We start from the raw sequence: 16515 nt of genomic DNA on the forward strand, positions 1-16515 counted from the left end.
CACTGCGCATTACTTCCCGGGTCTCATTATGGACTTTGCCGCTCAGGTCATCGACATTCAAAAGCACTTTGACCTTGGTTCGGTCGTTGTGAAGGCGTTGCGTGGGGTGTCAATTGATTTCCCGCACGGCGACTTTGTCGCGATCATGGGGTCGTCGGGAAGCGGCAAGAGTACGCTGCTGAACTTGCTGGGCGCATTGGACCGACCAACTCATGGTGAGTACGTCATTGGGGGGCGACCGGTGTCGTCGATTTCTGACGACGACCTGTCTGCCATTCGCAACGAAATGATTGGGTTCATTTTCCAGTCGTACAACCTGATCCCTCAGTATACGGTCGTGGAAAACATCGAAGTGCCTCTGCACTACCGCACGGGCTACCCGACGATTTCGGCAAAAGACACGAAGCACATCGAAGAACTGGCCTCAATGGTCGGACTGGCCGACCGCCTGGACCATCGGCCGTTTCAGTTGTCAGGTGGACAGCAGCAGCGCGTGGCGATTGCACGAGCCCTCGTTAACGACCCGCAGATCATTCTGGCGGACGAACCGACCGGAAACCTCGACTCCGCCACAGAAGCGGAGATCATGGATATCCTCTTGAAACTGAACGCCGAGGGGCGCACCATCATTATGGTGACCCACGAACCTGAAGTTGCCAAACTCGCCAAGCGACAGATTTATATGAAGGACGGATTGGTCGCGGGCGAAGGCGTATTCCCGGGACGGGAAGCCGAAGCTCCAGTAGAAGCAGCGAAGTAGCTGAGTTGATAAAAGCCTGGGGCGATCGTAGCGATTGAGAACTAAATATGCCGAACCTGCTTCGAACCATTCAACTGGCGATGAAAAGCCTGATGCTGCATAAGCTGCGCTCAGGACTTACCATGCTGGGCATCGTCTTCGGCGTCTACTCGGTGATCGCGATGTTGGCGATCGGCCAGGGAGCCAGCGAACAGGCTCAGGCTCAGGTCCTGCAACTGGGGGCCACCAATATCATCGTTCGCAGCCTGAAGCCGCCACCGGAAAGTGCCACCAACAGCGGAGGCGGTTCCGTTTTACGGTACGGTCTGTTGCGGTCTGACTTCGACCTGCTGGACAGGACCATCCCCACCATCAATCAGGCAATTCCGATTCGGGAATTGACCAAAACCGCGCGGCATCGCGACCGCGAACTGAACGCTCGCATCGTTGGCGGTACGCCTGAGTACCTCGACATCAACCATCTGTCGATGGCTCAGGGGCGGTTCCTGTCCGACGACGATCGAGAGCAAAAAAAGAACGTCGCGGTACTCGCCTCCGGCACGGCAGACACGCTGTTTCAATACGAAAACCCGGTGGGGCAGTCGGTTCGCATCGCGGATCGGTTCTACACCATCGTGGGCGTCACCATGCCTCGCCAGGCCAGCGCCGCAGTGGGCGGCAGCATGTCCGGACAGGACTTCAACCTGGACATCTACATTCCACTGGAAACTATGCGCGTGCGCATGGGGGACCTGAACATCGACCGCAAACCCGGATCGTTTAGTTCAGAATACTGGGAGTTAAGCCAGATCACGTTGCGAGTTAATTCGCAGGACAAAGTTGTCGAAACAGCCAACGTTGTCCGCGAGAGCATGAAGCGAAACCATAAATCAGACAGCGACTACGCCATCACTGTGCCGCTGGAATTGCTAAAGCAGGCCGAACAGATTCAGGGCATTTTCAACGTCGTACTGGGAGCCATCGCGCTGATTAGTCTGGTGGTCGGCGGCATCGGCATCATGAACATCATGCTGGCCACAGTCACAGAACGAACGCGGGAAATCGGAATTCGGCGAGCCCTCGGGGCCAAGCGTCGCGACATCACGGTGCAGTTTTTGACGGAAACCATCGTGCTTTCCGGGACCGGCGGTTTGATCGGTATGGCGCTCGGATTTTTGACGCCTCAGGCCTTTGCCGGGCTGCGATACTTTGTGGAACGATTCATCTTCGAAGGCGGCAAAGCGGGCAACGAATTCTCGGAAATGTTCTCTCAAATGAACCCTCAGGTCGTTCCTGCCAGTCTACCGCTGGCCTTCGGCATTTCGGTGTTTATTGGAGTCATGTTCGGGCTGTACCCGGCGTGGTCGGCTGCGAAACTGGACCCGATCGAAGCTCTACGGCACGAATAGTGCCTCAAACGGCCGTATTTTGCATGATTTCTGGAAATCCGTGGCCCGGATTGTGGAATCCGGTCGACGTAAGCCGAAATCACAATTGAAGTTCCGCTACTCAACCATTATCCTTCCCGCCCGCGACGCGGACTCAGGAAGCCGATCGCGCAAAATTTCCACAATGATGACCCATGGTCGGGCGACGAGAATCGAAATCATGAGCACACTCAAAAAAAACAAACGCATCAAACAGGCCAAGCGCGAAGCTCTGTACGGAGACCTGAAGCCATCCGTCGGCAACAACGTGACTCAACGCGGTAAGTACAAGTACCTCGGCGGTAACGGTCGTCAGACAACCGGCGTCAGCAAGCGACTGTTTAAACGCAATCTGCAAAAGATCCGAGTGATCGAAGACGGTCGCGTTGTTCGTCGCCGCGTGCCAGTCAGCATGATCCGCGCGGGCCTGATCGAAAAGCCACAGGTTGTCGATCCGTTTGCCATTCCTGAAGGTTAGGCAACGGAGTTCGATCACATTAGTGGAACGGAATTAGAAAAAGCGTCTGTGAGCTCACAGACGCTTTTCTGTTGCGCCGATTTGTCGATCTGAAGGTGACTCCGGGCCGCGGCAAAAAGATGGCGGCGCCACCGAAAGCCCCAGTCGCAATGACGGCAACGATGTATGCATCCCGCGGAGCACCTTTCGATGCGTCACCTCTCGATATCCCTGATCCTGCTGTTCTGCGTGACCGGCCAAACGCGAGGCCAGGTTTTTGATGAACGTTACACCGACTGGCCAGAACGAACGTTCATTTCGGGCACGATCGTTGTCGCTCCGTCGCTGGACGATCCGTCACTACTGCAGCCCGTGTTGCCGGATCCAACAGCCGACACCTCAGCTGCGCTTGTAACACAGGGTGACGTGTCTCCGAAATGGCTCGCCGAAGTTCAAAGTCTATTCAAAGAAGATCAGCTTAGCCTTCATCCGCTGGTTCCCGACACTCTTCAACACGTTGACATTCTCATTCTTTGCACGCGAGCGCCGGCAGCGGACGTGACCGCTCAAGACGTCACAAAGCTTCATGCGAAGCTTCAGGAATTTCTCGACCACAACGGAACACTTGTACTGGTGGGACCTGACTGCGTGTCGGCCGGAAGTCAGGCATCCGGAATGAAACTGATCCCGGATGCAATCCTCCAATTGGCAACTGATGATCCAGAATCTGATTTGCAACAATTGCGTACGGCACTCAGTGGCCAGCCGCGACAGTTCGGCATCAGCCTGTCACGGCAAGCCGTACTGATCTTAAAAGGACGTAAGTTCCGAGTCGTCGGCGATGGTTCCGCAACATTCATGGTCCCAGGCAACGGAGACTGGTTGCCGGAACGAATTCAGATCCTGAAACAGCAGACGTCCCGCCGGCAGGATCCCAATGAATATCTGGTGGACCTGACGGAATGGCGGCGAGAAGCAATCGAACGGACGCTGGAACAATTCCCGCCCGCCACGCCGCCTACGCCACATGTTGAAAACGGGACTCTGGTAATTGTCGGCGGTGGCGGCATGCCGGAAGGGCTGATGGAACGCTTTGTCGAACTGGCAGGTGGCTACGACAACGCGAAGCTGGTGTACATCCCGTGTGCGGAGGAACCCCGAGTCTCACCTCGGCAGCGCACTGTGGAAGAGTGGAAGAAGATGGGTGTGCAGCATGCCACATTTTTACACACGAAGGACCGTCACAAAGCCAACACGGATGAAGAATTTCTAAAGCCGTTGACCGACGCCACAGGCATTTGGTTTGGCGGCGGGCGGCAATGGAACATGGCGGATTCGTACTACGGCACGAAGGCACATCGATTGATGAAGCAGGTGCTGCAGCGTGGCGGCGTGATTGGAGGTTCGTCAGCAGGAGCATCCATTCAGGCTCGCTACCTGGCTCGAGCGACGCCGATTTTGAACTTTCGCATCATGGCCCCCGGCTACGAACGCGGCGGGCTGGGCTTTATCGGGGGAGTCGCCATTGACCAGCACTTCAGCCAGCGAAACCGACAAGCTGATATGAGCGTCTTGGTGCAGAGGTATCCGCAGCTACTGGGAATTGGAATTGACGAATCCACAGCGCTGATCGTCAACAAATCAGTTGGCGACATCGTCGGTGATGGCCAGGTCTACTTTTACGACCACCAGAAGCCGACCAACGGCGACAACACTGACTACGAAGCGTTCCCCGTTGGTTCTTCGTACGACCTCGCGACCAGAACGGTGATTGTGGACGCAACGAATAAATCGGAGTAACCTGCGGGCTCAGGTGCCGCGAACACAGATTCGACACGATCAGTAGCGGCCGAACGCCGTGTCCATTTAACGCACCCAAAAATGACAGCACCAGCGACAACGACAGGAATCGTCCTGCGGCAGGTCGCCGCACTCGCCGCCTTGACGCTGCCTGCGGCGTCCATCGCCGACGCTGTTGAACCGCCGTATGTAACCGTGGTTGCGAACGCTCTGCCAAGTTGCGTGCGAATTGTTTCGCGATCCGATCATTCTTCCGGCGTCCTTGTGTCGCCAGCCGGGCATATCCTGACGGTCGCTCACGGACTTCACAGCAACGACGACCAGGCCGAAGTCGTCACGCCAAGAGGCGGGCGATTGGTCGCACATATCCTTCATCGTGATGCAGCCGCAGACGTAGCATTGCTGAAGTTGCAGATGCCAACATCCGGCCTGCCAGACGGGCTTCATGCACTAACTGAATTCGCGTCACAAGATCGATCTGAACTAAGTCCGCACACCGTTGTGCTGTCGCTCGGTTTTCCGGCTCGAGACACCAGCACAGCAGAAGCTGTCGTTCGGCTGGGCCGCATCGAAGCCGCCACCGATAGCGCTCTACGAACTTCCTGCACGCTCACGGTCGGTGATTCCGGCGGTCCACTACTGACGACCGACGGCGTGCTCATCGGCGTCCACCAGAAAATTGGGCTGGGAAGAAGTTCGAATCTGCACATACCGTTGCAACGCTGCCGCGAGGTTTTAGCCGCCGCGTTGAAGTCGGAAGACGTCTCGCTTTCAGACCTAGACAACACGCGGCCTGTATCGGTCATTCAACCCGTAGCATCCGCCGCCGCAAAGAAGCAGCTGCAGCAAAGGAGCGTTCGAATTTGCGGCGCAGCGGACGATCGCGTGATTGCCTTCGGAACGCGATTGTCTGACACGCTTGTCGCGACCAAGTTGAGTCTGCTGCCACCAGGCGAAGCAATCCGCGTACAGTTTATGAACGACGAATTTGCCGACGCTTCTCTACTAACGTCCGGCCAACCACGCGACCTGGCGATCCTTCAACTGCTCCCTGGAAACACCGCTCCACCAATCATCGAGCCCGACGCCAATTCCGCAAAGCCATCACATCCAAACCCAAGCCAACTCGACATCGGCACTGTGCTATTTGCCGGAAACGCAGCACAAACGACCGGCATCGTGGCTCGCGTGAAACGCGACGAACCACGCGGTGCGCCGTCACTCGGCTGCACGCTGTCGCAGGATGGCCAGCTCGTGAAAGTAGACCGTGTCACCGCCAACAGCGCGGCATCGGAGGCTGGCGTTAAGCCTCAGGACAGGCTGCAAGCGATCAACGCCGCACCGGTAAGAGACCTCGGCTCCGTTGCAAAAGCCCTGCAGACGCTTGAACCCGGCGATCGACTGTCTGTGACGGTTGTGCGAGTGGACCAGACCACGGTTGGCTTCGGACAGCTCAGGCACCGGCCAAACAAACTGCTGGACCGCACAGAGTTCCTCGACGGCCGGGCCGGACGGCTAAGCCTGCGGCGCACGGGTTTCCAGAATGTCATTCAGCACGATGCCGCGCTGGAGCCAGCCGAAATGGGCGGTCCACTCGTACTGGCAGACGGAACGATTGTTGGAATCAACATCGCTCGCCGCAGCCGAGAAGCAGTGCTGGCCATCCCAATTGCCGACGTATTGGAACTGGCGAAATTGAAGCGGTTGCAGCCATAACTAAAGAGCATCCAGCTTTCGAGGTCGCCAACGATTCCTGCCCGCAAATCGATTTGTATTCACGTCAGATAATGAGCCGTCGGCCTGACATTTCTACATTCGCTAATTGCCAGGTAGCAGTTGCAGAGCGTCAACGATGACAAAGCCGGTGGTTCCCTGATTGCTGACGGTGATCGTCGTTTCAACTCCACCTTTCAGCTGCACGTTACCGAGGTGCCTGAAGTGTTGGCCGGAAGGTAACGCGGCCGTTTGATCGACGGTGAACTGCTGCTCACGCGCCCCGCTGGAAACGATCACCGGGACGTTTGTGGCTCGAGTCTCATGAGCCGAATAGGCCATCAACAATTGGTAGTCGCCAGATTTTGGCACCTGGAATCGGAATGTTGCTGTCGACTTCCCGTCACCTTCTGACGTGGGATCATTTTCGCCCGTAAACACATAACCGTTTGCGACGTATGGCTTAAAGTTTGTTGACCGAGACCAATCGCCAGTTAGTTTTGCCGCGGCATCGTCGAGCACGATTCCGGGCAGATCGTTTGCGGCGATAGAATCCTTTGACGCTGGCAAGTCGGAAACTTCCGGCAGGACAAGCACCTGCCCCTGCGCGAGCAGACGCTTTCTGAGTTGCAGATAAGGTAACTCCTGCACTGCAACATCGGAGTCAGCAGCCACTGCTGCAGCGATGCCGGCACTCTGGCCAATAATCATCCACGTCCCCTCGATGCGCAGCGACGAAATCCCGACATGAGTACACGACAGCGCGACAGGGACAACAAGGTTGTCGCACTGCTCAGGCTGAGGCAGGATCGAGCGGTACGGCACGTGATAAGCGTAGCCCTGCCCGGAAGCTCGCCTGACCGGAAAGATCGTCCCTTCGTTGATCACGCCCCCGTCCAACGCCACACGCTGGCAGTCGTGCGAATCGATCGGAAACGATGAGATTGCAATCGGGTCATCTTTCCGAGGCGATTCGAGGATGTCTTTCTGGCGAATGACGTACATGCCTTCCATTCGGCGCGACTCGCGAACGTACAGCGCCGGCGAAAAGTGGTCGTAGCTGGCAAATTCGTCTTTGCATAAACCAAGCTTCGCATACTTGGCACGTATGGCGTCGGGCACTGCTGGGTCAGTGGTTAGAAAGTGAAACAATTCGAGCGTGTACTGCTTATGAGCTTCCCAAATCTGCTTCCGCCCCGCTTCGTCCGCAGAATGCCAGTCAACGCCTCCGCCAACCAAGCCCAACGAAAACTGCCCCCCAATCGAGTTGTTGCCATCGAACTTGTCGCCGGGAAGGGGGTAGAGGTCAAAGCCGATCCCCTTGACTCCTGCCCTTAGAGCGCGGCGGACAACTTCGAAGCGGGCTGAGTCATAGTCGGCCGGTTTGGGCATCGGTACGCGGTTGTCAGAGGCCGCAGTCAAACACAGCCGGAAACTGTATGTCATAACATTCTTATCACCCGCCGCTTCGTCGCCAGCGTCATCGCTTGTGACCAGCGGAAGTAGATCGCCGTCTTCGTTGCGCCCGCTGATCATCATCTCCTTTTTCGGGAACCGTTTGCCAGCCAGCGATTCACCGTACGCCTCTCGCCCTTCGCGTCCGATCGTCCAGGCGACACCCGCGGCCGCCATCAGGTCGCCCTCATACGTTCCGTCGACAAAGCACCTCGCCGTAAATGTGCCGTTGCTTGTTTCCAGCGACGTGATCCGTGGCCCGACTTTCGTGACACCCTCAAGATAGCGCTCGGTCAGCACGGTGACGCCAGCCTCATCCAGCATCTGCCTGGTTACCCGTTGAGCAACATGCGGCTCAAAAGTCCATCGGGTCTGGTCCTTCAACGCCGGGTTGTAAGGCGCCTCAAGTCCTCGATCGGTGTAGTCTTTCACCACTCGCATATGCCACTCGTCGAACAGCCCCATCACCGTGCTGCGAACCATCTGGTTTGAATCGCAATGACTCAATCCTCCCGTGCTCATCGCACCGACATGATCCTTTGGCTCAAGCAAAATGACCGACGCGCCTTCGCGAGCGGCAGCAATCGCGGCGCAAAAACCGCCTGGCGTTGAACCATAAACGATCACGCTGGCTCGGTCCTCAGCCATCCCTTTCTGGCAGGCGGTCGCCATCAAAGCCATCGAAATCAAGAAGTGTCGGATTGAAAGTGTCACAGAGAGTCCATCGATTTGAGTAATATGCGGGCCGGAAGTCTGTGGCGAATGTCTTTCATTCGCCGATGCGGGACAAGCAACTGTGAATTTAAATCCTGTGCACGCCCGCGTCCCGGTCGATTCTATTGTCATCCCAGCCTTCCAGCCACTGCTGGAACCACGGCACAAACGACAGTCAGTTTCGGACAAGCACTGCGTGAATGAACACGACCAACCAAAGCTGCTGGCTACGGGGAGGAATTCAGACAAGAAGGGCGCCCATCAGCGTTGTCATAACAACGCCGCCCCGGCTCTGGCAAAATTGAACTGCCAGAACACATTCAGTTGCTCGGGAACCGTGAAGATGATGTGAACGTGCTCACAGGGAAGAAGCTGCTGAGTTAATCGAGCCAACCATTCCGCTCGCTTGCCACCCTGGTACGGGGACAGGAGCGGTGTCGGCAGGAGTTGTATTTGATGTGGCAGATGTGCCCACACTGACAGCGTTCGAGGCGAGCCCCAAGTCGACTCGTGCGGCAGTCGACAATCCGTGACGCGGCACGCTTCACGTCCGCTCGCAAACGACGGTAACGACTCCAGCCAGGATAAAACCGGCGGATGGTTGAGCAAACAGAATCGGTCTCCACGCTCTTCACGCCTGGAACACCTCTACGGCAAAGCCGTCCTGTTCAACGCCGACCATCAGCCGGTTGTGGCGGTTGATGATCCACCTGATTGCGGGCCGACCACAACTCGGCTGCATGGTGGTACGCCTGGCATGGCGTGTGTTTTATGGGGTGCAAGTCCCCTGTACGAGAATGGAGGTCTTGTGGATTAATGGTACATCCATTGAGCTGCTTGAATCAAGTACGAGACGAGGGCAACTGCGGGGAGGTAACGAACCGTGGGGAGGAAGCCTGCGAATGCGCCGTTAAGCTGACACTCAACAGTCGTCGTCAGTCGCATCTTCGTCAAAGCTGCGAGGTTACGAACAGAAATCGGATACAAGGCCGGTGCGGACAGGTGAGTGAGCCAATCATCACGAAACCGTCTCCGTTCATCCGCATTGGTAAATCCGGAGCTTGTGCAGCGAAAGTCACACGCCTTATCCAGGGAGATCCGTCGTTCGTATCTGTTAGAAGAGCTTGCTCAAAGGCAGAGCGATTCGTGGTCAACACGTTTCGTGATCGACGGAAGTCAGCAGAGGTCGTAGTACTGTTTCGTCACACACCACTGACGACAGGAAGGACCGAACGATGAATTCCAGGGAGGAGTCTTCGACCAACTCGACACGAGGTGGGTGGTCTGCTCGGCAGACAAATCCAGTTCCCCGAACGGGGATGACCGCGTCGGCGTCGGACAAGCAGCCAGCCCTGAACGACCGTGGTTCCACGGTCGAACGTTTGTTTCCAGAGATGATGATGGAAGCCGTCGTTGATGAATCCAACATGGAACGCGCCTGGCAGAAAGTCCGGTCGAACCGCGGAGCCCCTGGCCCCGACGGCATCACGCTGGATGAATTTCTGACATGGTTCCGACCACGCTGGGAACTCATCCGACGACAGCTTCTCGACGGCACGTATCGACCTTCACCGGTGCGACGCGTGACCATCGACAAGCCGGATGGCGGCACACGGCAGCTCGGTATTCCGAACGTGCTGGACCGCGTGATTCAACAGGCCATCCTGCAGATTCTGACGCCCGTGTTCGATCCGCACTTCAGCGATTCGAGCCACGGGTTTCGCCCCAACCGATCCGCTCACGGAGCCATGCAACAGGTTCAGCGGACGATCAAGGCAGGCGGCAAGTTCGTGGTGGATATGGACCTTTCAAAATTCTTTGATCGAGTCAACCACGACGTGCTGATGAACCGAATCGCTCTTCGCGTTTCGGATTCACTGCTGCTGAAACTGATCGGCCGTTACCTGCGAGCGGGCGTGATCGTGGACGGCGAACTGCAACCGAGTACCGAAGGAACGCCACAAGGTGGCCCGCTGTCTCCGCTACTTGCCAACATCCTGCTGGATGATCTGGACAAGGAACTGGAACAACGCGGTCTGCCGTTCGTGCGTTACGCTGACGACTTCGTGATCTTCACGAAGTCTGAACGTGCCGCGCGTCGAGTGTTCCGATCGGTGCAGCGTTTTCTGACCGAACGTCTTCGTCTTGTTGTTAACGAAACGAAGAGCAAAGTGGTGCCGTGGCAGGAACTTGAGTTTCTTGGGTTCTGTGTTCGCGGTCGCTACTTTCGGATCAGGCTGAGTGACAAATCGCTTCAGCGTTTCAAGCGTCGCATTCGAGAACTCACCGGTCGCAGCTGGGGAGTTTCGATGGAACGTCGCTTGAGTGAACTGCGAAGTTATCTTCGCGGCTGGGCGGGTTACTTCTGCCTGGCGATGGAGTTGAAACTGTTCGATAGGCTCGACCAGTGGATCCGTCGTCGGATACGCATGTGCTTCTGGAAGCGGTGGCGACACGCTCGCACACGCAGCCGAGAACTCGTGCGTTTAGGGGTTCCCCGTCGACAGGCGATTCGTCATGCGAAAAGTCGCAAGAGCTACTGGCACATGGCCAAGACCATCGCCAGCGGTGTGGGCTTTACGAACGCGCTGCTCGTGGAATTGGGTCTATTAAGCCTGAAACACCTCTGGAACGAACTGGCTCCACTTCGTCGAACCGCCTGATGGGCGAGTAGGATGGCGTCTTTCGGGTTTAGGATGCGGTTTGTGTTCCCTGTTGGCCACCCGTTTCCTCTGGTGGTGTCACAATATTTTATCCGTGTCCGATTGTACGCTCAACCCCTCTCAGAACCGGACGTGCGCCGTTAACGCATCCGGCTCCCGACCATCACTTGTCACCCGGTCATCACTTTGGCTGTATCGCAATCAGGTCAGTCAGCTTCGAAGGAGATGCCAGGGGAAAGCGAGCTATGTACGCATCGAACTGAGGCCAGGTCTTTGACTTCCTCTGCGAACGACGATTGAGCCAGCGGAAGGCCAGCTGCTTTGCTGCCTGGCGGAATTTCATCAGTTGGGACCAATTGTCATTGATTCCATAGTACTGATAATGGCCACGCAGCTTCGCATTCAACTTCGCCCAGACTTCGGACAAAGGTGTCGTCAGATTCCGTCGGAACCAATGCTTCAGATCGCCTACCTTAGCTCGGTATTTCTTACTGGCTGTCTTCCGTTTCGGCTTGAACTTTCCCGCACGACTCAGGCCGCAGTAATGAGTGAAGCCGAGGAAGTCGAACGTCGCGGGAGCCCCTTCGCCAAGACGCTGGCAATCGCGTCTCGCAAAGCGGCCGAACCGCAGCAGTTTAGTCTTCTCTTCGGCCAGCTCCAGCGAGTATCGGGCCAGTCGCTTCGGTAGCACATCCTGAAAGCGTCTCGCGTCAGACTCCAGTTCGAACGCACAAATGAAGTCGTCCGCGAAGCGGACAATGTACGATTCACCTCGCATACGCGGCTGCACATCCCGGTCGAACCATTGGTCCAGGACGTAATGCAAATACACGTTCGCTAATAACGGTGAAAGAACCGAGCCTTGCGGAACACCTTCGTCAGTGTTACGGCGACGACCTTCGATCATCACACCGGACTTCAGAAAGCGCTGGATCAGGGCCAATAGCTTCGGATCGGAAATCCGCTTTTGTAGCAGTTCGAGCAAACGTTCATGACAAACGTTATCGAAGAAGCCACGGATATCCGCGTCCGAAATCCAGCTCACTTTCCGGGTCGCGATGGTTTGACCGTGCACACTTAAAGCCTGGTGGCATGACCGTCCCGGACGGAAACCATAGGAAGTCTCACAGAAGTCGACTTCGTAGATCCGTTCCAGAATCATCACGACCGCACGTTGTACGATCTTGTCTTCCACACTGGCGATACCCAGCGGTCTGGTCTTGCCATTCCCTTTCGGAATGTCACGACGAAGACTGGGCTGAGGCCGATACGCACCACGGTGTAATCTGGTTAACAGGTCGTGCAGGTTGTCCCGCAGATTCGACTCGTATTGATCCACCGTGACACCGTCGACTCCGGGTGCCTTGCCTCGCTTGAGCTTGCGAAACGCATACCACAGCAACTCGTAATTGAGCAGCGAAAAGAGGTTGTTAAACGCCTCTTCAGAGTACGTTTCCGCGCGTTGGGTGATGCGATCCAGTCGATCAAGCACCGGTGATCCGCCACTGAGTGCGGTCGGTGTATCGCTGGAGTCGCGTGATGGCCTGGCGGCCTTCCCTGCACCCGCATTACCGGGCTTCAATTCACGCGATTGGTCTTCGCGCTTCAACGGTACTATGCCGCCATCCGACTTCCCAGAGTCGTCTGCACTCCTTGCCTTTTCAGCTTGTACGTGCATACTCGTTTCGTCGTGATTGGACGTCACGTCGAACAAGAACAGCTGGGATCTCACTGGTTGCTTCATTGGCATCATGTGTAGCGCGATCGTGGCCTTCGACCCCGGGTCTCCGAGCTTCGCTCGCCAAAACGCGAAACTCAGTGTTGCCTTTAGCAGGTCCGAATGCCTGGGCAGATACCGAGAAAACATGCATTTCGGGGCTCAATACCATTCACGGTTTGGGCGGCCAGCCCAGTCCATTCGTCCTCACTACCTTTCTGTGTACGCTTCAACGCAACTGTTACCAGTGACGCTGCAACACTCGATACCGGGCCTCAGGCTAAGAGTTACCCGGACGGGATTCGCACCCGCTTGTCAATAAACCATTTCCAGTTCGCTCCGGACCCGCATGTCAGGTGGTGTGGGGAGGGTCACCGGAAACGGTGGCTCTTACCCGATTTGGTATCCGCCGTTTTCCGCTGGCGTATCGTCAAACTTCGGTTGGTCTTGATTCGACTTCCAATTCTGGTTTCCGGTCCAGCAACGTCCGGAAAAATGACTCCAGATCAGACTTCTCAAAGAAAGCCAGGGTGCCGATCCAGTGAACTTGCTTTCCGTCTTGTTTTGTTAGGGTCAAACTATGGTCTCGCAATTGTTGGCGAGCTTCGGCTGCTCCCCGGATGGTCGCAGCTGCCCTTCCCGGGCGAGTTGCCAAGACAGCTGCTTTCTCCAATGTGGAAGCATATCGCTCCATTGCGACCTTGAACTGTCCTGACGAGATACCTTTTAGTTCCGCCAGTTTGACGCAGGAAATTCCGAAGCAGACATGTTCCTGGTTGATCGACAGCCGTTTTTCTCCGGTGTAGCCGGTTTAGCATCCATTCGAGAGACAAGAATGGTCCGGCGATCAACACAATCGTACACACCCACCAGACTGGATCTTTATAGAGTGGGGCGGGACGGCCGAAAACCTTGGCACACACAAGTATGGAAAGCACAACGCCACCGAAGAAGATGACCGTCTTCAGGATATCCGAGCCAAGTGCCCCAGCCGATGCAAGCTGACGACATTTGCTTCGTGGTATCGGTTCCCAAGTCGAATTCAACCGGGACGTCTCGGAATCCATAACTATTTCCATTTGGTTCAATGCGAGTTCGTCGACCGTTTAGGAGCCGAACACCGGTGCAACCCGGCGTTGGGCAACGGCTGTTTGTCAGTCGGCTAACGAATTGCGATCTATGCGGCGGCAGGTAAGCCGACTCATAGATCGTGCGTTGAACTTTTCCGCTTCGTGTGCGGAGGACGAGGGCAGGCTACGCAGTCAGTCGCCCTCGCGAATTCAATGACGTCACTGAACTCTGTTCAGGAGTCAGCATAGCCCGAGGGTGACTCGTTGTCATTACCAAAGGGCCGCCGATCAGTGGACCGGTTTGTCCAATTGGCCGTGTCTGCGGAATCACACCGATTGTCATGTCGCGACACAACGCCACACATACGGCGATGCGCAGCAGCGACGAATTCGGCAGCGGGATACGAGCGAATGGAAGGCCGTTCACGTTGTCGAAGAAGTCGTTCATCCGGGACGCTCCCGAAACGTGTTCCACGCGGGACAGTCTGGTCCCGAGAAGATGTCTCGCCAGCTTGTCCGGTGCACTCGCTCAGTCAATTCCAACTCGCCGCCGCACGTTGAACAACGTCGTCCGGGAAACTCATCGTTCGTTTCGACGAACACGTCTTCCGCTGTGGGAGTGTCGTTCGTTGTTGCGTCGTCAACAGCCTGTCGCAGGCGACGACACTCCGCCACGTAACGTTTGAGATGATGATTGCTCCACCCACCGTAGCCGCGCGTCTTCGTGAAGCCGCGCGGAAGAATGTGCAGGCACCAGCGACGAACGAACGCCTGCGCAGGAAGTTCGACGTCTTCAACCTCATCACTGCCGCCATGCCGGGAGCCCGTTCGCGCCGTGAAGGTCACCCTGCCGCGTTCGTAGTTCACCAGCCGAGCGTCCGAAATCGGACCGCCTGTCAGATACCGAGCCAGATACTTCACGATATCCTGCGGCTGCGATGCTTCCGTCGGCGGAGGCTGGATGTAGGTCACCCACGACGTCTTCTCCAGTGGTGCCAGAAATGCTTCGAACTCCGCCTTATCCTGCAGGTGAGCCCAGTCGCCGGTCAACCGGAGTTCTCCTTTCGCGTGCAGTCAACGAAGACCGGCCAGGAACTGTTCGCGAAATTCGAAGCGAAGATCATCGGCGTCGACCAGCCACCATCGCGTCGAACGTTCGTGTCGTGGAGGAACCGAATTCTTCCAGGTGCCGGGATTTGTCAGGGATGGTCCGCCGCCCGGCACGACCGCATGGACATGCACGTGAGCATCCAGGTGTTGGTTCCACGTGTGCAGCACCATCGCCGCGGCAGCTTCGTAAGCCTGTTCGTCTTCGAGCACTGTTTTGAGCGACTTCCACGCCGCGTGAAACAGCAGATTGAAGATCACTCGGCGGTTGCCCAGGGCCAGCGACGACAACTGCTCCGGGAGCGTGAAGACAACTTGATAGTAGTTCACTCCGTCGACGATCCTCTTCATCGCCGAATCCACCCATGCCGCGCGAGACGCGCCGCGACACTGAGGGCAGTGGCGGTCGCCGCACGAATTCGCAATACGAATGCCTGTATCGCATTGCGAACACCAGTGCCACGATGCGCCCAGCGCCGCCGTGCGACACACCGAAATCTTCGACAGCACACTCTGCACCTGACGCACCGCCTGTCCCGGGTTCCCACGAACGAATTCTGCCGCGTTGTCCTTCAGGATGTCGATGACGCCGGGACGCCCCGGCAGGCGATGGCGTGGATTGTCGCTTTTGTAAGTGACATCGCAACCGCCGACATCGGTTAATCTGTCGTCGGTTTCCTGCCGTCCGAGCGGACGCTCACATCCGCTGCGCCCGGTGCCGCCCATCCCGGAAGTTGTCTCACCGGCAGCCAGTCCGCCGGACTGGGCACGCTGTTCAGATGCAGGCGTCGCACATGCAGATACTTCATCGTCGTTGAAAAGCTTTTGTGACCCAGCAGGCGACTGATCGCCAGCAGATCGACTCCCGCTTCCAGCAGGTGAGTCGCAAAGCTGTGGCGCATCGTGTGTGGCGTGATGTTGCGTTCGATGCCCGCTCGTGCTGTCGAAGCTTTGATCACTTTTTGAATGGTGGTCGGAGCCAGAGGAACATCCCTGGTTCGTCCGGGAAACAGATATGTCACCGGACGATACTGCTTCCAGTACTCGCGAAGTTCTTTCAGCAGTCTCGGCGACAACGGCACGCGTCGTTCCTTCGCTCCTTTGCCGCAGGTCACTCGCAGCTGCATTCGCTGGCTGTCGATGTCGGCAATCTTCAGGTGAGCCGCCTCGTTCAGCCGCAGCCCGGCCGAATAGAGAGTCAGTAGAAAAGTCCGATGTTTGATATTCGTCGTACATTCGATCAGCCGAGAAACTTCTTCCCCGCTGAGAACTTCCGGAAGGGTCTTCGGGCGCTTGTCGAACGGCACCATCTTCACCACCCACTCGCGAGGGTACGTGTGGCGGTACAGAAAACGTAGGCCACACACGGCCTGATTGAAGGAGCTCCAGCCAACTTTCCTCACTTCGATGAGGTGCAGTTGAAACGATCGCACGTCTTCGGCGGACGCCTGTTCCGGTGACTTGCCGAGAAACTCGGCGAAGCGGCCGACATGATACGTGTAGGCGTCAATGGTCGCCTGAGCAAAGTTGCGCAGCTTCATATCATCGGCCATGCGTTTCGTGAGCACAGTTGTGCGAGATTGCCAGGGCGTCATGGTGGTCACTTTCTGAGTGAAGGAAGAGTTACCGCGTGATGGAAAATCACACGCGAGC

The 16515-nt window shown here is 56.8% G+C and carries 11 protein-coding genes and 1 pseudogene; 6 read left to right on the forward strand and 6 right to left on the reverse strand.

The window, feature by feature from the left end:
- Positions 1–28 precede the first annotated feature (28 nt).
- The 5 genes from Fuma_RS06935 to Fuma_RS06955 all read left to right on the forward strand — a co-directional run bounded on the left by Fuma_RS06935 (position 29) and on the right by Fuma_RS06955 (position 6139).
- Positions 29–760: an ABC transporter ATP-binding protein gene (locus Fuma_RS06935; protein WP_077023487.1), complete on the forward strand. Its 732-nt coding sequence runs from the start codon at positions 29–31 to the stop codon at positions 758–760.
- A 47-nt stretch (positions 761–807) separates the two neighbouring features.
- Positions 808–2148, forward strand: a complete 1341-nt coding sequence (locus tag Fuma_RS06940; protein ID WP_077023488.1) for an ABC transporter permease — start codon at positions 808–810, stop codon at positions 2146–2148.
- A 199-nt stretch (positions 2149–2347) separates the two neighbouring features.
- Positions 2348–2644 (forward strand): large ribosomal subunit protein bL28, encoded by a 297-nt coding sequence (locus tag Fuma_RS06945; RefSeq protein ID WP_083732550.1) that lies wholly within the window; start codon positions 2348–2350, stop codon positions 2642–2644.
- Between the two features lie 189 nt (positions 2645–2833).
- On the forward strand, positions 2834–4423 hold the full coding sequence (locus Fuma_RS06950; protein WP_158520881.1) for a cyanophycinase: 1590 nt from the start codon (positions 2834–2836) through the stop codon (positions 4421–4423).
- Between the two features lie 81 nt (positions 4424–4504).
- On the forward strand, positions 4505–6139 hold the full coding sequence (locus Fuma_RS06955; protein ID WP_077023490.1) for a trypsin-like peptidase domain-containing protein: 1635 nt from the start codon (positions 4505–4507) through the stop codon (positions 6137–6139).
- A 102-nt stretch (positions 6140–6241) separates the two neighbouring features.
- On the opposite strand, the gene Fuma_RS06960 is transcribed toward Fuma_RS06955, so the two are convergent.
- Both Fuma_RS06960 and Fuma_RS36780 read right to left on the reverse strand, forming a co-directional pair.
- Complete coding sequence (locus Fuma_RS06960) at positions 6242–8272, reverse strand: FAD-dependent oxidoreductase (protein ID WP_077028157.1); 2031 nt, start codon at positions 8270–8272, stop codon at positions 6242–6244.
- Positions 8273–8685: 413 nt separating this feature from the next.
- Positions 8686–8940, reverse strand: coding sequence for a transposase zinc-binding domain-containing protein (locus Fuma_RS36780; RefSeq protein ID WP_414655188.1), 255 nt, complete (start codon positions 8938–8940; stop codon positions 8686–8688).
- Between the two features lie 600 nt (positions 8941–9540).
- On the opposite strand from Fuma_RS36780, the gene ltrA (Fuma_RS06975) reads away from it, so the two are divergent.
- Positions 9541–10968, forward strand: a complete 1428-nt coding sequence (gene ltrA, locus Fuma_RS06975; RefSeq protein WP_218922198.1) for a group II intron reverse transcriptase/maturase — start codon at positions 9541–9543, stop codon at positions 10966–10968.
- Between the two features lie 181 nt (positions 10969–11149).
- Here ltrA (Fuma_RS06975) and ltrA (Fuma_RS06980) read toward each other — a convergent pair whose 3' ends face one another.
- The 4 genes and pseudogenes from ltrA (Fuma_RS06980) to Fuma_RS07005 form a co-directional block, all read right to left on the reverse strand.
- Entirely contained in the window at positions 11150–12835 is a 1686-nt protein-coding gene (ltrA, locus tag Fuma_RS06980; protein WP_218922201.1) for a group II intron reverse transcriptase/maturase, read from the reverse strand.
- A gap of 1104 nt (positions 12836–13939) precedes the next feature.
- Positions 13940–14203 carry a hypothetical protein gene (locus tag Fuma_RS06990; RefSeq protein WP_077023493.1) on the reverse strand — a complete coding sequence of 88 codons (264 nt, stop codon included), beginning with the start codon at positions 14201–14203 and terminating at the stop codon, positions 13940–13942.
- Positions 14200–15588, reverse strand: a pseudogene (locus tag Fuma_RS36150) (IS91 family transposase). Before Fuma_RS36150 ends, Fuma_RS06990 begins: the two are co-directional and overlap by 4 nt.
- Positions 15522–16457, reverse strand: coding sequence for a tyrosine-type recombinase/integrase (locus Fuma_RS07005; RefSeq protein ID WP_083732551.1), 936 nt, complete (start codon positions 16455–16457; stop codon positions 15522–15524). Before Fuma_RS07005 ends, Fuma_RS36150 begins: the two are co-directional and overlap by 67 nt.
- Between the last annotated feature and the right edge of the window lie 58 nt (positions 16458–16515).

The organism is Fuerstiella marisgermanici, assembly GCF_001983935.1.
Lineage (GTDB): Bacteria > Planctomycetota > Planctomycetia > Planctomycetales > Planctomycetaceae > Fuerstiella > Fuerstiella marisgermanici.